Here is a 20,516-nt window from a genome sequence, read left to right as displayed (position 1 = left end):
CGAAAAGGGCCGGGGTTTCCCCCGGCCCTTTCAACTGTCTGCCCGGACTTGCGGACTATTCGCGGTTGCCGAGGAAGCTCAGCAGGAACATGAACAGGTTGATGAAGTCGAGGTAGAGCCGCAGCGCGCCCATGATGGCGGCCTTGCCCAGCCATTCCTGATCGCCCGCCTGCGCGTGCTCCAGATAGGTGGTCTTGATGTTCTGCGTGTCGTAGGCGGTCAGACCCGCGAAGATCAGCACGCCGATCGCCGAGATGGCGAACATCAGGGCAGGCGAGCCGAGGAAGATGTTGAGGATCATTGCCACGATCAGCCCGATCAGGCCCATCATCAGGAAGGTACCCATGCCGGACAGGTCCTTCTTGGTGGTGTAACCGTAAAGCGACAGGCCCGCGAAGGCGATTGCGGTGATCAGGAAGGTCTGCGCGATCGACACGCCGGTATAGATGGCGAAGATGTAGCTTATCGACAGGCCCATCGCCGCGGCGAAGACGTAGAAGAAAAGCTGTGCCGCACCGACCGAGAGGCGGTTGATCATCGCACTGAAGGCGAAGACCATGATCAGCGGCGCGAACATCACGAGCCATTTCAGCGGCGTGGCGAAGATCGCCTGAAGCAGCGCCTCATTGGTGCCGACAGCCCAGGCCACGCCGCCGGTCAGCAGCATCGCCACGGACATCAGCCCGTAGACCTTGTTCATGTGGGCACGCAGCCCGACGTCGATCTGGGCGGTGCGGGCGCCTGCGCCGACCGAACGGATCGTTTGATATTCAGCCATGTGAAGCCTCCGTCGAAATGAAAGGGGCGGGCCTGACGTGCAGACCCACCCTGCCTTCGTAATATTGGCAGGTGCGCGCCTGATTTCAAGCGTTTCCCTGCGAAATACCGATTTGCCGCGCCTTCCCGGTGTCGACGGTGATCAGCGGCGCCAGGCGTTCGGCACGTCCCAAAGCGGCCGGTTGGCTTCTGCGAAAGCCTCGTCGCGGGTCAGGCCGATGTCTTCAAGGGCGTGATCGTCCAGCCGGGCCAGGGCGTCGCGCTGGCGACGCGCGATCCGGCTCAACTCGGCGGTGCGCAGCAGGCGATGGAAAAACCCGCCGACCGGCAACATGCGGCCGGACTGAAGGCCCGAGCAGGTCAGTTGGGCGGTGTGGAGCGAGGCGAACATGATCTTTCCTTTCAGGACATCTGCATCGGTGACCGGATGGGGCGGTTGCCGCTTCGATCACTTGATCCTTTTGCCATAGTTTGCGACATTAGAAAAATGAATGCTTTTGACGGCTCGCATCAGGAAACGTGATATGGCTCGCAATCTGGATCTGACGGCCCTGCGCTCTTTCATGGCGATCGCCGACGCGGGCGGGGTGACGCGCGCGGCGGGGTTCCTGAACCTGACGCAGTCGGCGGTGTCGATGCAGATCAAGCGGCTGGAGGATGTGCTGCAGGTGCCGCTGCTCGACCGTTCGGCGCGCAAGGTTGTGCTGACGCCGCCGGGCGAGCAGTTGCTGGGCTATGCGCGGCGGATGCTGGCGCTGAATGACGAGGTGTTCGGGCGGCTGACTCATGACGTGCACGAGGGCGAGGTGGTGCTGGGCGTGCCGCATGACATTGTCTATCCCGCGATTCCGCAGGTGCTGCAGCAATTCAACCGCGACTTTCCCCGGATGCGGGTCACGCTGCTGTCGTCCTTTACCCGCGTGCTGCTGGCGCAGTTCGGGCGCGGCGAGTGCGACGTGATCCTGACCACCGAGGACGGGGTGGGCGAGGGCGGCGAGACGCTGGCGGAACTGCCGCTGGTATGGATCGGCGCGCCGGGGGGCTCGGCGTGGAAAAGCCGGCCGCTGCGGCTGGCGTTCGAGCACAACTGCATCTTCCGCCAGGGTGTGCAGGCGGCGCTGGACAGGGCCGGGATCGGCTGGGAGATGGCGGTGGAATCCGACAGCTCGCGCACCATCGAAGCCTCGGTCAGCGCCGATCTGGCCGTCCATGCCGCCCTTGCGGGGTCGGAGCCGCCGCATGTGGAACGGATCGCCCATGGCGGGGCGCTGCCCGATCTGGCGCGCACCAAGGTCAATCTCTATGTGGCCGACCCGGTCCACAGCCCGGCGGTCGGCGCGCTGGCCAATCTGATTCGGCGCGCCTACGCGGGGCGGGCGGCGGAGGGCAAATTTTCTACGAAAATTTAGGCACTCCGGGGCAGCGGCGTTTCCCGGCAGGGCAGGGAAATTTTCGTAGAAAATTTGGGGTCAGGGCATCGTCACCACGACCTTGCCGGTGGACGTGCGGCTGCGCAGCAGGGTCAGCGCCTCGGCAACCCGGTCCAGCGGCAGGGTGTGGCTGACATGGGGGTGCAGGCCGCCGTCGGCGAACCAGCCGAACAGCGTGGCCATGCTGCGCGTCAGCACTTCGGGCCGGAAGCTCAGGTATCCGCCCCAGTAGAGGCCCATCACCGACAAGTTCTTGACCAGCAGCAGGTTGGCGGGAACCTGCGGCACCGCGCCCGAGGCGAAGCCGATGGTCAGAAGGCGCCCCTCGGGGCGGGTGGCGCGCAGCGCCTCGAGGAAGGCGTCGCCGCCGACCGGGTCATAGACCACGTCCACCCCGCCCAGCGCCTTGAGCGTGCCGCGCAGGTCGGGCGCGTCGCTGTCGATCAGGTGGTCGGCCCCGGCGGCCGCAGCGACGGCCAGCTTGTCCGCGCCGCGGGCGCTGGCGATCACCCGCGCCCCCATGCGCTTGCCGATCTCGACCGCCGTCAGGCCGACGCCGCCGGCCGCGCCCAGCACCAGCAGCGTTTCGCCCGGTTGCAGGGCGGCCTTGTGCGACAGCGCGACATGGCTGGTGCCATAGGCGATCTGGAAGGCGGCGGCGGTGGTGAAATCCATAGCGTCGGGCAGGGGCAGGCAGCGGTCGGCGGCAAAGCAGCCGCTGGTCGCGAGGCCACCCTGGCTGGCGAAGGCCGCGACCCTTGTGCCAGGGGCCGGGCCCGCGGAGCCGGGGCCCAGCGCCTCGACCGTGCCTGCCACTTCCATTCCGAGGGTGAAGGGCGGGGTGGGGCGTTCCTGATACTTGCCTTCCTGCATCAGCAGGTCGGCGAAGTTCAGCCCGCAGGCCGCGATGCGCAAGCGCACCTCGCCCGGTCCGGGGACGGGGTCGGGCAGGGTCTGCAGCCGGGCCGGCTGTCCGAAAGCGTCGATCCGATAGGCAAGCATGATCTCTCCGTTGTCAGGCGTTTCCACCATAACGGGTGCGCTGCCGACCTTCCAGCCCGGGTATATTGCAGAATGCACAAGAATGTGACGCCGATCGTTGCAAAATGCATAGCGTAATGCGAAACCCGCTTAGCGCGAGTGGGTGTTAACCAAAGCGCCTCTGGGGTGAAGCTGCAAACTTGGCGCTGAATACTTCTTCACCTGTATAATTGGACATATCCAAAAAGACAGGTTTGCAACCGATTTTCGCTTTCCTGTGGAAAAGGTCGGACAGCCCCGATTTTGGCACGGATCTTGCTTGATAAAGGGCATACGAAGCCGACCAAACCGGAGATTTCGATGAAGCACCCTGTAGACGCTCATGTTGGAAAACGCATTCGCCACCGCCGCTGGATGGTCGGGATTACCCAGCAGCAACTCGCCGATCAGGTGGGAATCAAGTTCCAGCAGATCCAGAAATATGAAACCGGCATGAACCGGGTCAGCGCCTCGCGGCTTTGGGACGTGGCCGAGGCGCTGGGCGTCGGCATCGCCTTCTTTTTCGAAGGCATCGACGAGGCTCGCGAAGGCGCGCGCGCGGTGGAAGGAGACATCCTGGCCGACAAGGAGGCGCTGGAGCTGGTGCGCTCCTACTATGCCATTCCCGAGGCGCAGCGCCGTCGGCTGTTCGATCTGGCCCGGGTGCTGAGCGACGCCGCCTGACGCGCGTCGGCGCAGGCCCTTGCGCTGGCCCGCGCCGCCCTTCAGGGTGGCGGCGGGTTGGCAAGGGCGGATGGCGGACATGGTGACGAAGGCAGAGCAGGCGGAACTGATCGCGGTTGCGGCCGAACTGGCGGATGCGGCGCGGGCGGCGACCCTGCTGCACTTTCGCACCGCCGACCTCGCGGCCGACACCAAGGAAACCGACCGCTTCGACCCGGTGACCGTGGCCGACCGCCTGTCGGAACAGCGGATGCGCGAGATTCTGGCGCAGCGCCGCCCGCAGGACGCCGTATTGGGCGAGGAGATGGGGCCCACCCCGGGCAGCAGCGGGCTGACCTGGGTGCTGGACCCGATCGACGGCACGCGGTCCTATCTGTGCGGGGCGCCGACCTGGGGGGTGCTGATCTCGGTTGCCGATGCGACCGGGCCGATTTACGGCCTGATCGACCAGCCCTATATCGGCGAGCGGTTCGAGGGCGGCTTCGGACGTGCCGCGATGACCGGGCCGCACTGGTCGCGGCCTCTCCGGACGCGGGCGGCGCGGCCGCTGTCGCAGGCCATCCTGATGACCACCTTTCCCGAGGTCGGCACGGCAGAGGAGGGCGCGGCCTTCCGCCGCCTCGTGCCGCAGTGCCGCCTGACGCGCTATGGCATGGATTGTTATGCCTATGCGCTGATCGCGGCCGGGCATATCGACCTTGTGGTAGAAGCGGGCTTGCAGGCCTATGACGTGCAGGCGCCGATTGCGGTGATCGAGGCGGCGGGGGGCATCGTCACCGACTGGCAGGGGCGGCCCTGCCCGCAGGGGGGCCGGGTGCTGGCGGCGGCGAACGCCGATGTTCATGCGGCGGCGCTGGCCGTGCTGAACGGCTGACGCCTCAGGGCAGGATCTGCAGCCAGCACCAGGCGGTGACAAGGGTCGCGGCCGTAGCCAGCAGCACCGAAGAGGCCACCACCCGCCGGCCGACGCCATACATGTCGGCAAAGAGATAGGCGTTGACGCCGGGGGCCATCGCCGCCGTGATCACCGCCGAGCGCAGACCCGCCGCGTCGAGCCCGAAGGCGAAACGCCCGAGCCCCCATGTGATCGCCGGATGCACCAGCAGGGCCAGGGCGCAGATCATCAGGATGGTGCGGCTGTCGCCCTCGGGGCGGTAGCGGGTCAGCACGCCGCCAAGACCGAACAGGGCGGCGGGAATCGCCGCGCGCGCCATCATGTCCACCGCCGCGGCCAGCGACCCCGGCAGCGCCAGCCCCGACAGGTTGACGGCAAAGCCCGCCGAGATGCCAAGCACCATCGGCTGGGTGAAGACCGCCCGCAGCACCTGCCCGGCCAGTGCCGGGGCGGAAAGCCCCTGACCGTGGCTGCGGACCGTTTCCATCAGGGTGATGCCAAAGCCGTAGAGCAGCGGCGAATGCAGCGCGATGATGGCATAGTTGCCCGCCAGCGCGTCGGGGCCATAGGCGCGTTCGGTGATCGGCAGGCCCAGGAGCAGGGTATTGGAAAACAGGCAGGCAAAGCCGATGGCCACGCTGTCCTGCACGGGGCGGTGGAACATCAGGCGCGAGCCGAGGAACCCCAGCCCGAAGCTGATGAAGGCGCCGATGTAGAAGCTGAGCAGCAGGCGCAGCTCGAACGCCTGCGACAGGTCAAGCTGCGCGATCGAGCGGAACAGCAGGCAGGGCACGGCGAAATTCTGGGCAAAGCGCATCACGCCATCAACCGCGCTGTCACCCAGCAGACCGACGCGGGCCATGGCGTAGCCGAAACCGATCACCAGAAACACCGGCAGGATCACGTCGAGCAGCGCGCTCACGCGGCGTCCAGTTCCAGCACCATCCCGTCATGGGCCGGCACGACATGGTCGGGCAGTTCGGCGGCCAGCGTGTCGTGGTCAAGGTCGATGTGCATGTTGGTCAGCACCGCGCGGCGCGGGGCGGCGCGGGCGATCCAGTCCAGCGTCATCGCCAGATGCGCGTGGGTCGGGTGCGGCGTGCGGCGCAGGGCATCGACCACCCAGATCTCCAGCCCCTGCAGCAGCGCCCAGCCCGCCTCGGGGATCGCCACGGCGTCGGGCAGGTAGGCCAGCCCGCCGATCCTGAGCCCCAGCGCGTCCATCGCGCCATGGTCGGCATGGAACGGATGCAGCGTCACGGTGCCGCCCGCGCCGGTGATCTGGAACGGGTCGTCATGGATCGAATGCAGGTCGAGGATCGGCGGGTAGGGGCTGTCGCCGGGCTGCACGAAAGCATAGCCGAAACGCGACAGCAGCGCATCCTGCGTCGGGCCGTCGGCCCAGACCGGCAGGCGGGAGCGGCGGTTGAACACGATCTGGCGCAGGTCGTCGATGCCGTGGACATGGTCGGCATGGGCATGGGTATAGACCACCGCATCCAGCAGCCCCACGCCCGCGTCGAGCAACTGGTCGCGCATGTCGGGCGAGGTGTCGATCAGCACGCGGGTCACGCCCTGATCGGTGATGCGTTCCACCAGCAGCGAGCAGCGGCGGCGGCGGTTCTTCGGATTGCACGGATCGCAGGCGCCCCAGTCGCCCCCAAGGCGCGGCACGCCGCCGGACGAGCCGCAGCCCAGGATGGTGAAGCGCAGCCGGGCGCTCACGCAGGCACCATCGCGGCCTTGGCGAACAGGCGGTCGAAGTTGGCGCTGGTGGCGGCGGCGAAGGCGGCCGGGGTCAGCCCGAACACCTGCGCGCCGATCGCGGCGGTGTGGGCGGTGTAGGCCGGCTCGTTGCGGCGCCCGCGATGGGGCGGCGGCGCAAGGTAGGGGCTGTCGGTTTCCAGCAGGATGCGGTCGAGCGGGGCGGCGGCAAATATCGCGCGCAGGTCGGCGGATTTGGGGAAGGCGGCGATGCCCGACATCGACAGGTAGAAGCCGAGGTCGAGCGCCGTCTGCGCCAGTGCCGGGCCGGAGGAAAAGCAGTGCATCACGCAGCCGAACGGCGCGCGGGCATAGCCTTCGGACAGAAGGCGCGCCACGTCGTCGTCGGCGTCGCGGGCGTGGATGACCAGCGGCAGGCCGGTGATCTGCGCCGCCTGAATATGCACGGCAAGGCTTTGCTGCTGCGCCGCGATGCTGTCGGCGGAATAGTGGTAGTCGAGCCCGGACTCACCGAAGCCGACGAATTTCGGGTGCTGCGCCAGCGCCACCAGGTCTTCAACCGTCGCCATCGGTTCTTCGGCGGCGCTCATCGGGTGGGTGCCTGCGGTGTAGAACACGCCGGGGAATGCCTCGGCAATCGCGCGGACCCGGGGTTCATGACGCAGGCGGGTGCAGATCGTCACCATGCGGGTAACGCCAGCGGCATGGGCGCGGGCGACAACCTCGGGCAACTCGCCCTCGAAATCGGGGAAATCGAGGTGGCAGTGGCTGTCGACGATCTGTGGCGGCGGGGCGGCGTTAAGCGGTTCGGGGATCATGCTGCCTACCTTTGGGCGAGCGTGCCCGCCGTCTCGTCGATCTTCAGCACCATATCCATGAGAAGTGCGGCAGGGTCAAGGTTGACCGCCCGGCCGCGCCGCGCCCTGAGGCCAAGGGTCTGCGCCAGTTCGGCCCAGACGCGGGCGCTGCGTGGGTCGGGGGCAAGGCGGGCGATCAGCGCGGCCTCGCCCCTGGCGGCTTCGGGCGGGCAATGGCCCAGCGTGCCTGCCCGCGCCAGCCGCGCCAGAAAGAGGTCGAGCAGGGTCAGGATCAGGTCGAACCGCGCCTCCTGCCCGCGCCCGGCGCCGAGTTCGGCCAGCGCCAGCGCGCGTTGGCGGTCCATGCGGGGCAGGGTCGTCATCAGGGCCAGCAGGGAATCATAGAGCTTCATGCCGTCGAGGTTGGCGATGCGGATCGCCTCGCCGACCGAGCCGCCGGCCAGTTCGGCCATCGCCTCGGGGTTGGTGGGCTCGGCCCCGGCCAGCGCCATGGCTTCAGCCATTTCGGGCGCAGGCAGCGGCCCCAGCCGCAGCTCGCGGCAGCGCGAGCGGATCGTGGGAAGCAGGCGGAACGGCTGGTGGCTGATCAGGATCAGCGTGACAAGCGGCGGGGGTTCTTCCAGCAGTTTCAGCAGCGCATTGGCCCCGGCGGTGGCGAGCTCATCGGCGCAGTCGATGATCGCCACGCGGCGGCCGCCATCGGCGGCGGTCATGTTGAAGAAGCTTTTCAGCTTGCGCACTTCCTCGACCCTGATATCGGCCGACAGTGCCTTTTCGCTGGTGTTCAGCCCGCGGCGCAGCAGGAACAGCCGCCCCTCGGCCAGCGCCACCATGCGGCGGGCAACGGGGTGGCTGTCGGGAATGTCGAGCGTGACGGGCGGCGGCGGGGCGAACATGCCGCCGTCATTTTCGGGTGTCGCCAGCAGGAACCGCGCCAGCTTCCACGCCAGCGTCGCCTTGCCGACGCCGCGCGGCCCGGTGATCAGCCAGCCGTGGTGCAGGCGGCCGCCGTTGAAGGCCGCCAGAAACTCGGCCTGCGCCGCGCCGTGGCCGATCAGCCGCCCGGTTTCGCGCGGGTGCGGCGCGCCTTCGACGCGATCAGGTTCGGGGATGTCTTCGGGGGCGAGCGCCATTCAGGTGCCGAAGTGAGCAAAGGCGGCGGCCAGCACGTCGGCGGCCACCGCCTGCGGGTCGCGGTTGCCGTCGATCACCCGAAAGCGCGGGGCGGAGGCGGCCAGCGCCAGAAACCCGGCGCGCATCCGGGTCTGCATGTCGGCGCCCATGTCCTCGAACCGCTGTTCGGCACCCAGCCGGGCGCGGGCGCGCGACAGGCCCAGATCGGGGTCGATGTCGATCAGCAGCGTCAGGTCAGGCTCGACCCCGATCATCAGCGCGTGCAGATCGTCCACCGTGCGGCGAAGGTCGCCCCGCGATATGCCCTGATACATCCGGGTGCTGTCGGCGAACCGGTCGGTGATCACCACGGCGCCGCGGTCCAGCGCGGGGCGGATGGTCTTTTCCAGATGGTCGCGGCGGGCGGCGGTGAACAGCAGGATCTCGGTTTCGGCCGACCAGCGGTCGGGGTCGCCCTCCAGCACCAGACGGCGGATTTCCTCGGCGCCGGGGCTGCCGCCGGGTTCGCGCGTCAGCAACACCGGCCAGCCGCGCGCCACCAGCGCATCGGCCAGCAGGCGGGCCTGCGTGCTTTTTCCAGAGCCGTCGATGCCCTCGAAGCTGACAAAGCGGCCGGTGGTCCTTCCTGCGGAATCCATGTCAGGACGCGGGGGCCTCGGGCGCAAAGCGGGTGCGCAGCACCTGCACGGCGACGCCAAGCCGGGTGGCGAAGCCGCCGCGCGGCACGGCGGTTTCGGCCAGCAGCGGCACATGGGCATCGGGCAGGCCCGGCACATGAATCACCAGATCGGCCACCTTGGCGCCCTGCGCCACGGGTGCGGTCAGCGGGCCGGTGTAGCTGACCTCGGCCGTGACCTGACCCTGCACCAGCGCGGGCAGCAGCAGTTGCACGTCCCGTTCTGCCACCATGCCGACCTTGGTGGCTTCACCCATCCAGACATCGGCCTCGGCCAGCCGCTGGCCCTTGGTCACCACGGTTTTCAGCACGAACTGGCGGAAGGCCCAGTTTGCCAGGCTTTCGGATTCCTCGGCCCGATCCTTCTCCGACGCAAGGCCGGTGATGGCAAAGATCACCCGCCGGTCGCCGCGCTTGGCCGACCCGACCAGCCCGTAGCCCGCCTCCATGGTGTGCCCGGTCTTCAGCCCGTCTGCCGTCCAGTCGCCGCCCGAGCCCAGCTTGAGCAGCGGGTTGCGGTTCTCGCTGTTGGCGGGCGCGCGGTCCTTGTAGTTGAAGCCGGTCATGGCGAAGAACGGGTAATACTCGGGGAATTCGGTGATCAGGCGGTTGGCGAGCACGCCAAGGTCGTGCATCGACATGCGGTGTTCGGGGTCGGGCCAGCCCGAGGCATTGGTGAAGTTCGACTTCGTCATCCCCAGCGCCCGGGCCCGTTCGGTCATCTGCTGGGAAAAGGTGGCTTCGCTGCCCGAAAGGCCCTCGGCCACCACGACGCAGGCGTCGTTGCCGGAATTGATGATGATGCCGTGTATCAGGTCTTCGACGGTCGGCTTGTCCATCTCGTTCAGGAACATGGTCGAGCCGCCCATTTCGCGGGCACGGGTCGATACGCTGAACGTCGTGTCCATCGTCACGCGGCCGTCCTTCAGCGCCTCGAACAGCATGTTCAGGGTCATCAGCTTGGACATCGAGGCAGGGGGCAGCGACTCGTCTCCGTTCTTGTCCAAAAGCACGGTGCCGGTGGTCACGTCATAGACCCAGGCCGCCCCGGCACGGGTGTCGAACGCCTGTGCGGGCAGGGCGGCAAGGCCGAAGGCGAGGACGAGGGCGAGGTGCCGGAACATCGGGCGGTCCTTTCTCAGCGGGAGAGGAAATAGGCGTCGGTGAAGCCAAGGCCCTTGACCTTGGCCAGCAGGGCGGCCCGGTCGCCGGCGCCGCGGGCGACGACGCTCCAGAACGCCTTGCCCTGACTTTCTTCCTTGCGGGTGTCGGCGGCGATGCCTGCCCCGGTCAGGGTTGCGGCCGCGCGCCGGGCGTTGGCCTCGACGCTGAAGATGCCGATCTGGATGGCGTTCGGTCCGCCGGACGCGGGCGGGGCCGCGGCGGCGGTCGGGGCCGGTGTGGCGGCGGGTTTGGCGGGCGCTGGCGGCTTGCCGTCGGCCCGGTCGATTGCGGCGGCGGCAGCGGCCACCGGGGGCAGAACGGCGGTATCCACCGTCTCGGCGGCATCGAGAATCGGCTTGCGGGCGTCGGGGGCGGCCTGCGGCACTTCTTCGCGGCGCAGCGCGGTGACGTTCAGCTTGCCCGGCTGCCCGGCCAGCAGGCCCAGTGCCGAGGCCGCATCCGACGAGATCTGCAGCTTCGGCCCCGGGTTTTCGCGTTCACGCCGGAACAGCGCGCCGATCACGAACTTGCCATTGGCCGGGTTGCGCAGGATCACCCGCTCGGGGTCGACCGCATCGGGCGAGGCGACCCAGACGCCGCCGAGCGAGGGCCGCCCGTCCCACAGTGCATCATCGGTCACCTGAAAGACCTGCGGCGCCTCGACATCGCGATCCACCAGCCGCACCGAGGTGGAAGGCACCGCCTCTGCCCCGTCTTCGGCCGGTTTGTCCTTGCCTGCAAAGGGGTTGACCCCGTCTTCGCAGGCGGCAAGACCCGCCGCCGCCATCGCCGCCAAGATCAGGTTCCTGATCGCTGCCTTCGTCATTCCAAGCCCCTTGCCGCGCGTGTTCTGTGCCGCGCTTGTCCCGTTCCACCCCTGCGGGGGTGGCTGCCTGCCCATCACGCGCCCTTGCGCTCGCGCGCATCATATCGCCAAGCTGACCGGCTGGAAAGGGTTCCGGCCGGTTTGAGCGGAATTCGGCAGTCGGAGCGAGGGCGGCAGGGTCACTCGGCCGCATCGGTTTGCGGGCGGGAGTCGTCGAGATCGTCGATCAGCGCGGTTTCCATGTCGCGGTCAAGCTGGCGGGCGCGGGCGACATACGCATCGTTGAGGTGGACGGGCTGGCCGGGCACCCAAAGCTCTGCCAGATCGCGCATCGCGGCGCGGTCAACCTTGTAGTAGGTCTGCGACAGCCTGGCGGCCTCGTAATCGGTGAAGCCGATGTTTTCCAGCACATAGCGCCCGGCGCGGATCGAGCTGTCGAAGGTTTCGCGCACGATGTCGTTGGCCCCGGCCTGGAATAGTTCATAGACATGCACCCGGTCGCGGGCGCGGGCGACGATGTGCAGGTCGGGGCGGAACTTGCGGGCGAAGGTCACGATCTTCAGCGCCGAGGTGCGGCTGTCGACCGCCACCACCAGCGCCGACGCCTCGGCAAGGCCCGCGGCCTCCAGCAGTTCGGGGCGGGTCGGGTCGCCGAAGAAGCCCTTGACGCCGAAGCGGCGCATGGTCTCGATCGTGGTCATGTCGGCGTCAAGCACCACGGTGTCGATGCCGCTCATCCGCACCAGGCGGTTGACCACCTGCCCGAAGCGGCCGATGCCCGCGATGATCACCCGGCCCTTCCTGTCGATCTCGTCGGGTTCGGGGCTGGGGGTGCGGGCGGTCATGCGGCGGGCCAGCACATCGTAGGCGATGAACAGCAGCGGCGTCAGCAGCATCGACAGGCTGATCACCAGCAGCGCCAGCTTGGCGATTTCGTCCGGCAGCACCGATTGCTGCAGGGCAAAGCTGATGATCAGGAAGCCGAACTCGCCCGCCTGCGCAAGCCCGAGGCTGAACAGGAAACGGTCGCGGCCGCGGATGTCGAACGGCCAGGTCAGCCCCAGCAGCACCACCGCCTTCAGCGCGATCAGCCCCACCGTCAGCGCCAGGATCAGCAGCGGCTGCGCCATCAGCACCGCAACGTCGATGCTGACCCCGACGGTCATGAAGAACAGGCCCATCAGCAGGCCCTTGAACGGCTTGATGTCGGCTTCAAGCTGGTGGCGGAACTCCGAGTTGGCCAGCACCACCCCGGCCAGGAAGGTGCCAAGGGCCGGCGACAGCCCGACCAGCATCATCAGGAAGGCGATGCCCAGCACCATCAGCAACGAGATGAAGGTCGACATTTCCGGCAGGCGCGAGGCATGGACGAAGCGGAACACCGGCCGCGTCAGGTAGTGCCCGGCCAGGATGATGGTGGCCACGATGGCCAGCGTCAGCAGCGTGACGCCCCAGCCCGGCAGCGATTGCACCAGGCTGATCAGCGGTTCGGCCGCCTGCGAGGGGTCATCCGCCAGCCCCGGATTGCTGACGCCGAGGTTTTCGGTGGTCAGCCCGGCCATCGAGCCCCCGACGGCCAGCAGCGGAATCAGCGCCAGCATCGGCACCACCGCGATGTCCTGCGTCAGCAGCACCGAAAAGCTGCCGCGTCCGCCGCTTGACCGCATCAGGTCCTTTTCCGTCAGGGTCTGCAGCACGATGGCGGTGGACGAAAGCGAAAGCGCCATGCCGACCGTCAGCCCGATCTGCCAGCCAACCCCCAGTGCCAGCAGCACCGCCGCAATGGCACCGGTCGTCAGCACCACCTGCAGCCCCCCCAGGCCGAGCAGCCGGTGCCGCATGTCCCACAGCGCGCGCGGGTCGAGTTCGAGGCCGATCAGGAACAGCATCATCACCACGCCGAATTCTGCGAAGTGCTGCAGGTCGATGGTTTCGGTGCCCGCAAGGCCCAGCACCGGCCCCATCAGGATGCCCGCCGCCAGATAGCCCAGCACCGACCCCAGCCCGAACCGGACCGCCAGCGGCACGATCAGCACGGCGGTGCCGAGGTAGATGCTGGCAAGATAGAGGAAACCTTCCATCGTGGTCCTTTTTGCGGAATCGGGCTTTGCTGAACGGGGAATCGGGTCAAGCGGGCAGGGCGGTATCGGACGTGGGTCCATTGCGATCTGGCTTTGCACCCGCGCGAGAGCGGGATGCAACAGGATCGCCTGATGGATCAGGCGATTCAGTGCGGGGCAGATGGCGCAAAGGACGCGCGGAACATAGTCCGCCGCGCCGGTCAATGTCCATGCGGCGATCGCTTCCGGCCGGCTGCCGAAGCCGGGGCGTGGGCATGGGGATGGCGGCGAAACCCGCAGCCTGTGGCGGATCTTCCCGAGGCCGCGATCGGTCCGATCCTTTCCGGGTTCATCCGGTGCAAGGCCGGTGACGGGGTCTGCGAAGGCAACTGCCGCGCCGCGTTCGCGTCGAACGAGAGGGTCCGGATCGACCGAGGGCGTTTGCCCCCGCGAAGGGCGGTCAGCCTTTCGGCATCGCCAGCGTGATCATCTTGCCGTTCTTCTGGTAGCGCACTTCGCTGGCTGTGATGGCGGCGACCCGGCCGCCGTCAACGCTGTCACCGACCTTGACCTTCTTGTAGCGGCCGTTGGATTGCCGGATCAGGGCATAGCGACTGGACGCGGTGCCGTAGACGCCGATCAGGTTGGTCTTGGACAGGTTGATCGCATTGGCGAACGTGGCCTGCTTGGCAAGCGAGGCGCGGATCGGGATCTTCGGCGCGGCAGAGGCCGCGACTTCGGGTTCGTCTTCTTCCTCGGGATCGGCCGGGGGGGCGACCCTGGCGGTGGGGCGCACCGCGACGGCAACCGCCGCCTCGACCGCCTTCGAGAAATCCTTGGGCCGCGCGGCAGGCGTCCGCGACACGGCAACGGCCAGCGAACTGGACGAGGCGCTGATTTCGGTCGCGGGGTCGGGCTGCACCGCTTCGGCCAGCGCGGAGAGGGTGGCGGCCTCGGTCGCCCGGCGGGCCTCTTCGGCGCGGGCAATCATGCTGGTCGGGCGCGGGCGCGGGCGCAGGCTGGTCACCCGCGCATCGGTTTCGGGCGTCAGCGCCGCGTCGTCTTCGGCCTGAACCGGGGCCGGGGGGGCCAGCCCTGCCGGGCGGGCACGCGGCCGCGCCCCGGCCAGCTCCGGGTCGGACGGGAATTCGGCCGGTTCGGCGGCGGCCTCCGGCAGGGTGGCGGCGGGGGCAGCGGCGGGCACGTCGAGCGCCGCCGGTCGGGGCGGCGGCACCACGGATGGGCGACCGGCGATCAGCGTCACACCTTCAGGCGTCACCACTCCGGCCTCGGTCGGCTGGATGAAGCCGTTGGCGTCGAACTGATACAGCGTGCCGAACGGCGGCGGCGGCTGCTGCGGGCCCGGCAGGGCGTCGGCAAGGGTATCGGGCTGCGGCAGGGCGATGGGGTCGAGGATCGGCGGCGCGGGCTCGACGGTGGTCAGGAAAATCTCGTCCTGCGCATCCTCGGCCGGGGCGAAGGCGGTCGCCTCGCCTGCCGCGGGCGCGGTGACGCCGGGGGCGGCCTCGACCACGGTATCGGTCGGGGGTGCCGGGTCTGCCGTGATATCAAGGGTTTCCGGCGCGGCCACCGGACCTGCGCTTTCGGCCGCTGCCGGGTCGGCGCCGGCTTCGGGGAATTCGGCAGGGTCCTGCAGGTCGGCCAGCATTTCTTCGTCGACGCCGGGCAGCGGTGCATCCGAGGCGGGAGCGGTGGCGACCACCGCCGGATCCTTGTCCTCCGACGCGATGTAGAAGGATGACCACGCCGCCACGATCGCCAGCAGCAGCAGCAGGGCGCCGGTCAGGATCAGCCCCAGATGGCGCGGCTTGCCCCGTTGCGGCTGTCCACGAGAGCCGAAGGCGCCGGGGGCACCGCGGCGGGTGCCGGTCGAACTCGGCGCTGCCGGGGGCGGTGGGCGGGATGTTGACCTTGGCGCGGCGCAGGGGAAGGCCCTGAATGCCCGGTGCGGTGACCGGTCCGGCCGCAGTCTTGGTGGCGCCCTTCTTGCCGGGCACCGGGGCCGCCGGCTTGCGCACCGGCGCTGCCAGACCGGCCGCGGCGGGCGGCGTTCCCGTTCCCGTTCCAGCGCCGGGCCGCGGGGGCAAAGGCGGCTCGACCCGCGGGCGCGCCGGATCGGCACCGGGCTGGGCGGGCCGGGGGGGCGCCGGACGCGGCGGGGCGGAACCCAGCGCCGGGCCGGGCACCGACTGTGCCGTGACATCCGCCCGGCGGGTGGAAAACGCCGGAGGCTTGCCGACAGGAAGCTCTGATCTGGCCAGATCGGGTTGAGGCAGATCGGGCTTCGGCAGATCGGGTTTGGTCGTCATCGCGGCCAGCGGGTCGGGCCGGGGTTCGGCCAGCGGTGCCGCCGGACGTTCGGCAATCGGGTCTGGGCGCGGTTCGGGCACGGGGTCTGCGGGCGGCATCGTGGCCGCCTCGGCCGCGCGATCCCGCACGGGGGCGGCGTCGGCAGGGCGGTCGGCGGGCTGGATCATCGCCCGTTCGGCCATGCGCTCGGCACGGCTGCGCATCACCGGGGGGGGGCGTCCCGCTGCGGGGTGTCGGAACTGTTCAGACGCGGGGGCGGCGGCACCGGGTGGCGCAACTCTTCGAAGGCGGGCTCGGCCGGGGGGCGGGCGGCAGCCGCGTCTGCACGGGCTGCAGGGGGCTGCTCGGGCCCGGCGGCACGGCGTTGCGAACCCGGGGCCGCCGGTTCGGGGTCTGCGCGGCCGGGCTTGGCGGCCACGGTATCGGGCACCGAGTCGGGCACGGGGTCGGGCCGGGAGGCCGCGGGTGCGGGCATGGCCGCGTCGGGCGCGGGCGTGACCGCAGATACGGGCTGGGCAGGCGCTGGCTCGGGGCGGGCCACGGGGTCGGGCTTGTCCGCCAAGGCGCCGGGCCCGTTCGTCACGGGTTCAGGCGGGGCCACGACCGGTTCGGCTGCCGTGTCGGAGGGCGCGGCCCCGGCGGGTGCCGCGTCGGGCTTGCCTGCGGGCGGGGCGGCTGCGGGCGGGGCGGCTGCGGGCGGGGCGGCTGCGGGCGGGGCGGCTGCGGGCAGGGCGGCTGCGGGCGGGCCGGGTTCGGCCGACGGGGCGCCGTCCCGGTCTGGGGAGGGCGCGGGGTCGGCGGCTTTTTCGGGGCGCTGGGAGTCGCGGGCAACGATCGACACCGGGTCCTGATCGCGCTCGACCTTCTCGCCCACCGGCAACAGGCTGGGGGCGAGGCTGGACGGGCCGAACCACGGCTCGCCGCCGAACTGCCCGGGTTCGGGAATCGCCACGAAAGACAGCGGGTTGAACCGGTGCTGCGCGGCGAAGGCTTCGGCTTCGGCCAGGGTTTCGCGGGCGACGACGGCGACCTGCACGGTCGGCCCGTTGCCCCACCAGTCGAACACCAGGTCGGTCACCTCGTAGGGGGTGCGCCCTTCAAGGGCCGCGCGGATCTGCTTGCGGCGGCGCTGCCCGTCGGGGCCGGGGGCCGCCAGTTCCAGATACAGGATCTGGCTGTTCGGGATCACCAGCTTGGTGGTGATGCCGCGCGGCGAAAGCCCCAGGGCGGAACTGCGCAGGTAGCCCAGCGCCTCGGCCAGATCGGGGGTGTCGAGGGCGGCCACGCCGATCTCGAGCCAGCCCCGCGGGGTGCGGTGCAGCAGGCCGATACTGTCGTGCGTCAGGTTCAGAGCAAAACTTGGTTTCATACCACGGGTCTAGCACAAGTTCGGACCATGCGGGGAGTCCGCCGCCGAAGCCGAGTTCTTCCTACAGCAGGTTTTTGCCGAATGAAAGAAAAAGCCCCAAGGATCGGCTTGTGGTGTGCGTTACAGAAGCGAATTGTCGCGAATGTCCAAGGAGGATCTTTCATGCGTGTTCTGAATGCCCTGTTGCTTGCCACGAGCCTGACGTTGCCCGTCGCCCTTCCCGCCCTTGCCGAGGAGCCCCGGCTGACCGTCACCGGCGAAGGCCGGGTCGATGCCCGCCCCGACATGGCGACGATTTCGCTGGGGGTCACGACGCAGGGCGCGACCGCCGCCGCGGCGATGGCCGCCAATTCCGACGAGCTGGGCCGGGTGCTGGCCAACCTGCGCCGGACCGGAATCGAGGAACGCGACGTGCAGACCTCGGGCCTGTCGCTGAACCCGAACTGGGTGCAGGTTGCCAACGACGGCTCTGCCCCGGTGATCAAGGGCTATGTCGCGTCGAACATGCTGACCGTGCGGGTGCGCGCGCTCGAAACGCTGGGCGGCGTGCTGGATGCGGCGGTGAAGGACGGGGCGAACACGCTGAACGGGGTGACCTTCGGGCTGACCGATCCGGCACCGGCGATGGACGAGGCGCGCACGCTGGCGGTGGCGGATGCGCTGGCGCGGGCCAGGCTGCTGGCCGGGGCGGCAGGGGTCAGGCTGGGGCCGGTGGTGTCGATCACCGAAGGCGGCGGCTATTCCGGCCCGGCGCCTATGTTCCGCATGGCCGAGTCTGTCGCCGCTGTGCCGATGGCCGAGGGCGAGGTGGCAATGAGCGCCAATGTGACTGTCGTGTTCGGGTTGACACAGTAACGGCAGGGCGCGGGGGCCGTGACCCCCGCGCCGCGCTGTCAGGCGGTGGCCTTGGCCAGCGCCTGATCGAGATCGGCGATGATGTCGGCGACATCCTCGATCCCGATCGAGACGCGCACCAGATCGGGGGCGGCACCCGCAACCACCTGCCGTTCCTCGCTGAGCTGGCGGTGGGTGGTCGAGGCCGGATGGATGATCAGCGACCGGGTGTCGCCAAGGTTGGCGACGTGGCTGAACAGCGCCAGACTGTCGACCAGCTTCACGCAGGCGTCATAGCCGCCCTTGATGGAAAAGGTGAACAGTGCGCCGGCCCCCTTGGGGCAGATGCGGGCGATGCGGTCGTGATAGGGCGAGGACGCAAGCCCCGCGTAGGTGACCTGCGTCACGCGCGGATCGGCCTCCAGCCACTCGGCGACCTTCACCGCGTTGGCGACGTGGCGTTCCATCCGCAGGCTGAGCGTCTCTATCCCCATCAGGGTATAATGCGCCCCCTGCGGGTTCATCGTCATGCCCAGATCGCGCAGGCCGACCGCGATGGAATGGAAGGTGAAGGCCATGCCCCCCAGTGCGGCGTGGAAGTTCAGCCCGTGATAGGCGGGTTCGGGTTCGGCAAGGCTGGGGAACTTGCCGCTGGCCGACCAGTCGAACGTGCCGCTGTCAACCACCACGCCGCCGGTGACGGTGCCGTTGCCGGTCAGGTATTTCGTGGCCGAATGCACCACCAGCGTCGCGCCATGCTCGATCGGGCGGCAGAGCCACGGCGTTGCGGTCGTATTGTCGACGATCAGCGGCAGGCCGACCCGGTCGGCAATCGCCGCCAGCGCATCCAGATCGGTGATGTAGCCGCCGGGGTTGGCGATGGTTTCGCAGAAGATCGCGCGGGTGTTGTCATCCACCGCCGCCTCGACTGCGGCAAGATCGTCGGTATCGACGAACTTGGCCGACCAGCCGAACTTGCGGATCGTGTTGGAGAATTGCTGGATCGTGCCGCCGTAGAGCCGGGTCGAGGCAACCACGTTGCAGCCCGGCTGCATCAGCGGAAACAGCGCCATGATCTGCGCGGCATGGCCCGACGAGCAGCACACCGCCCCCGCCCCGCCTTCCAGCGCCGCGACCCGTTCGGCCAGCGCCGAGACGGTCGGGTTGGTCAGGCGGGAATAGATGTAGCCGACCTCTTGCAGGTTGAACAGCTTGGCGGCGTGGTCGGCATCGCGGAAGACATAGGCCGTGGTCTGGTAGATCGGCACCTGCCGCGCGCCGGTCGCCGGGTCGGGCTTGGCGCCTGCGTGGATCTGCAACGTGTCGAAGCCGAGGGGTCGGGTCATTCTGTCCTCCAGTATCAAGTTCCGGGCGACAGGTTAGGGGAGGACAGCGCGGCGCACAATCGGCTTGCGCGGGGTTCAGCCCGGCAGGCTGTCAAGCTGGTCGATGGCATTCAGGTGTGCGCGCAGGGACCAGTAGCAGTCGCGCTCGGTCGCGGCGCGGCAGGGCACCAGCGTGTCGGGCGTGCGCACCGCCCAGCCGTTCGGGGTGGCGCGGATCGGGTAGCTTTGCCCCGCATGGCTGACGCTGCCGACCGGGGCGGGGGCGGGCGTGGGGGTACAGGCGGCGAGCGCGGCGAGCAGGACGAAGGGCAGGGCGGATCGGGTCATTTTCAGCCTCGGGCAGGGGTTTGACCGATGATGCGCCCGATCCGGGGCGGGGCGCAAGACGCAGCCGCGCAAGGCCGGGTTGCGCAGGCTTTGGGGATTCAGGCTTTTCTTCTCAAACCGTCCGCTTGAACAGGATGTCCTGCGCCTTCCTGTCGGCCGCCACGTCAGACCGCCGGTCCGCCGCCACAGCCTTGCCGCGCTGGAAGGCGGGGCGGGCGGCCAGCGCGTCGAGCCAGCGGGCGAGGTTCGGCTTGTCGTCGAGGGTCTGCTGCTGGCCTTCCCACAGGATCGCCCAGGGCCAGATGGCGATGTCGGCAATCGACAGGAAGTCGCCCGCGACGAAGGCGTACTTTGCCAGTTGCCGGTCGAGCACGCCGTAAAGCCGCGCGACCTCGTTGCGGTAACGGTCCTTGGCATAGGGCAGGTCTTGCGGCGGGGTCAGGGCGGGGGCGTATTTCAGGAAGTGGTGCGCCTGCCCCGCCATCGGGCCGACGCCGCCCATCTGCCACATCAGCCATTGATCGACGGCGATGCGGTCGCGTTCCGTCTCGCCGTAAAGCTGGCCGGTCTTGCGCGCGAGATATTGCAGGATCGCGCCGGATTCGAAGATCGACACCGGCTTGCCGTCCGGCCCGTCGGGGTCGGTGATCGCGGGCATCCGGTTGTTGGGCGCAATGGCGAGGAAGTCGGGCGCGAACTGCTCGCCCGCGCCGATGTTGACCAGATGCACCTTGTAGGGCAGCGCCAGCTCCTCCAGCGCGATGGAGATCTTCCAGCCGTTCGGCGTGGGCCAGTAGTAGAGGTCGATGTCGGCAGTCATAGCGGAATCCTCCATGCATCTATTGAGCCGCATTTTCCCGGCCAGGCAAGGGCCGATCCGGCGCTGCCGTGCATTGGCGCGCGGGGGTGTGACGGGCGCGTGACGCAAGGCCCATCGGTCCGGTTGACGCGGCGCGGGAAGCGGCGTATCCCGGCCTTCGTGGCGCTTTGTTCACCCGATTGCGGGCCACGTTAAACAAACCGCTAAAGAGGTCAGGGATTGCGAAACCCCCGGCGTCTTTGTTGACGGGCGGGGTTTTTTGTTGCGCCGGAAACGGGCG

20 protein-coding genes and 1 riboswitch are annotated in these 20,516 nt (G+C 69.0%); of the genes, 4 read left to right on the top strand and 16 right to left on the bottom strand.

Going from position 1 to position 20,516, the window contains the following annotated elements; all coding sequences use genetic code 11:
• Nucleotides 1–55 precede the first annotated feature (55 nt).
• Both RNZ50_16920 and RNZ50_16915 read right to left on the bottom strand, forming a co-directional pair.
• The gene (locus tag RNZ50_16920; protein MDT8856676.1) at nucleotides 56–778 is read right to left on the bottom strand and encodes a Bax inhibitor-1/YccA family protein; all 723 of its coding nucleotides are present in this window, start codon (nucleotides 776–778) and stop codon (nucleotides 56–58) included.
• A gap of 141 nt (nucleotides 779–919) precedes the next feature.
• A complete protein-coding gene (locus RNZ50_16915; protein ID MDT8856675.1) occupies nucleotides 920–1,168 on the bottom strand; it encodes a DUF1127 domain-containing protein in 249 nt (82 codons plus the stop codon).
• Between the two features lie 133 nt (nucleotides 1,169–1,301).
• Between RNZ50_16915 and RNZ50_16910 the strand changes: the two genes are divergently transcribed.
• Complete coding sequence (locus RNZ50_16910; GenBank protein MDT8856674.1) at nucleotides 1,302–2,186, top strand: LysR family transcriptional regulator; 885 nt, start codon at nucleotides 1,302–1,304, stop codon at nucleotides 2,184–2,186.
• A 60-nt stretch (nucleotides 2,187–2,246) separates the two neighbouring features.
• Here RNZ50_16910 and RNZ50_16905 read toward each other — a convergent pair whose 3' ends face one another.
• On the bottom strand, nucleotides 2,247–3,209 hold the full coding sequence (locus RNZ50_16905) for an NADPH:quinone oxidoreductase family protein (GenBank protein MDT8856673.1): 963 nt from the start codon (nucleotides 3,207–3,209) through the stop codon (nucleotides 2,247–2,249).
• A 339-nt stretch (nucleotides 3,210–3,548) separates the two neighbouring features.
• Here RNZ50_16905 and RNZ50_16900 point away from each other — a divergent pair, with 339 nt between their 5' ends.
• Together RNZ50_16900 and hisN are read left to right on the top strand one after the other, a co-directional pair.
• Nucleotides 3,549–3,911 carry a helix-turn-helix transcriptional regulator gene (locus tag RNZ50_16900; GenBank protein ID MDT8856672.1) on the top strand — a complete coding sequence of 121 codons (363 nt, stop codon included), beginning with the start codon at nucleotides 3,549–3,551 and terminating at the stop codon, nucleotides 3,909–3,911.
• A gap of 70 nt (nucleotides 3,912–3,981) precedes the next feature.
• Entirely contained in the window at nucleotides 3,982–4,785 is an 804-nt protein-coding gene (gene hisN / locus RNZ50_16895) for a histidinol-phosphatase (GenBank protein MDT8856671.1), read from the top strand.
• Between the two features lie 4 nt (nucleotides 4,786–4,789).
• Here hisN and RNZ50_16890 read toward each other — a convergent pair whose 3' ends face one another.
• The 10 genes from RNZ50_16890 to RNZ50_16845 all read right to left on the bottom strand — a co-directional run bounded on the left by RNZ50_16890 (nucleotide 4,790) and on the right by RNZ50_16845 (nucleotide 16,909).
• Complete coding sequence (locus RNZ50_16890) at nucleotides 4,790–5,728, bottom strand: AEC family transporter (protein ID MDT8856670.1); 939 nt, start codon at nucleotides 5,726–5,728, stop codon at nucleotides 4,790–4,792.
• On the bottom strand, nucleotides 5,725–6,531 hold the full coding sequence (locus RNZ50_16885; GenBank protein ID MDT8856669.1) for an MBL fold metallo-hydrolase: 807 nt from the start codon (nucleotides 6,529–6,531) through the stop codon (nucleotides 5,725–5,727). The genes RNZ50_16890 and RNZ50_16885 overlap by 4 nt, the downstream gene beginning before the upstream one ends.
• Nucleotides 6,528–7,349: a TatD family hydrolase gene (locus tag RNZ50_16880; GenBank protein MDT8856668.1), complete on the bottom strand. Its 822-nt coding sequence runs from the start codon at nucleotides 7,347–7,349 to the stop codon at nucleotides 6,528–6,530. The genes RNZ50_16885 and RNZ50_16880 overlap by 4 nt, the downstream gene beginning before the upstream one ends.
• Nucleotides 7,350–7,354: 5 nt before the next feature.
• Nucleotides 7,355–8,482, bottom strand: a complete 1,128-nt coding sequence (locus RNZ50_16875; GenBank protein ID MDT8856667.1) for a DNA polymerase III subunit delta' — start codon at nucleotides 8,480–8,482, stop codon at nucleotides 7,355–7,357.
• Nucleotides 8,483–9,121 (bottom strand): dTMP kinase, encoded by a 639-nt coding sequence (gene tmk, locus RNZ50_16870; GenBank protein ID MDT8856666.1) that lies wholly within the window; start codon nucleotides 9,119–9,121, stop codon nucleotides 8,483–8,485.
• A 1-nt stretch (nucleotide 9,122) separates the two neighbouring features.
• Nucleotides 9,123–10,283 (bottom strand): D-alanyl-D-alanine carboxypeptidase family protein, encoded by a 1,161-nt coding sequence (locus tag RNZ50_16865; protein MDT8856665.1) that lies wholly within the window; start codon nucleotides 10,281–10,283, stop codon nucleotides 9,123–9,125.
• Between the two features lie 14 nt (nucleotides 10,284–10,297).
• Entirely contained in the window at nucleotides 10,298–11,149 is an 852-nt protein-coding gene (locus tag RNZ50_16860; GenBank protein ID MDT8856664.1) for an SPOR domain-containing protein, read from the bottom strand.
• A gap of 179 nt (nucleotides 11,150–11,328) precedes the next feature.
• Nucleotides 11,329–13,230, bottom strand: coding sequence for a cation:proton antiporter (locus RNZ50_16855; GenBank protein MDT8856663.1), 1,902 nt, complete (start codon nucleotides 13,228–13,230; stop codon nucleotides 11,329–11,331).
• Between the two features lie 439 nt (nucleotides 13,231–13,669).
• Nucleotides 13,670–14,983 (bottom strand): hypothetical protein, encoded by a 1,314-nt coding sequence (locus tag RNZ50_16850; GenBank protein ID MDT8856662.1) that lies wholly within the window; start codon nucleotides 14,981–14,983, stop codon nucleotides 13,670–13,672.
• A gap of 759 nt (nucleotides 14,984–15,742) precedes the next feature.
• Nucleotides 15,743–16,909 (bottom strand): hypothetical protein, encoded by a 1,167-nt coding sequence (locus RNZ50_16845; protein ID MDT8856661.1) that lies wholly within the window; start codon nucleotides 16,907–16,909, stop codon nucleotides 15,743–15,745.
• A 162-nt stretch (nucleotides 16,910–17,071) separates the two neighbouring features.
• Here RNZ50_16845 and RNZ50_16840 point away from each other — a divergent pair, with 162 nt between their 5' ends.
• Complete coding sequence (locus RNZ50_16840; protein ID MDT8856660.1) at nucleotides 17,072–17,764, top strand: SIMPL domain-containing protein; 693 nt, start codon at nucleotides 17,072–17,074, stop codon at nucleotides 17,762–17,764.
• Between the two features lie 38 nt (nucleotides 17,765–17,802).
• Here the strand turns inward: RNZ50_16840 and RNZ50_16835 are convergent, their stop codons facing one another.
• The 3 genes from RNZ50_16835 to RNZ50_16825 form a co-directional block, all read right to left on the bottom strand.
• Nucleotides 17,803–19,089 carry an O-acetylhomoserine aminocarboxypropyltransferase/cysteine synthase family protein gene (locus RNZ50_16835; GenBank protein ID MDT8856659.1) on the bottom strand — a complete coding sequence of 429 codons (1,287 nt, stop codon included), beginning with the start codon at nucleotides 19,087–19,089 and terminating at the stop codon, nucleotides 17,803–17,805.
• Between the two features lie 75 nt (nucleotides 19,090–19,164).
• Nucleotides 19,165–19,416, bottom strand: coding sequence for a hypothetical protein (locus tag RNZ50_16830; GenBank protein ID MDT8856658.1), 252 nt, complete (start codon nucleotides 19,414–19,416; stop codon nucleotides 19,165–19,167).
• A gap of 112 nt (nucleotides 19,417–19,528) precedes the next feature.
• Entirely contained in the window at nucleotides 19,529–20,236 is a 708-nt protein-coding gene (locus tag RNZ50_16825; GenBank protein MDT8856657.1) for a glutathione S-transferase N-terminal domain-containing protein, read from the bottom strand.
• 149 nt (nucleotides 20,237–20,385) lie between these two features.
• A riboswitch (SAM riboswitch) is annotated at nucleotides 20,386–20,464 on the top strand.
• Nucleotides 20,465–20,516: the final 52 nt, after the last annotated feature.

It is taken from the genome of Paracoccaceae bacterium Fryx2 (assembly GCA_032334235.1).
Taxonomy (GTDB): Bacteria; Pseudomonadota; Alphaproteobacteria; order Rhodobacterales; family Rhodobacteraceae; genus JAVSGI01.
Note: the sequence above shows the minus strand (reverse complement) of the source record. Positions and strands in the feature narration are given on the sequence as shown.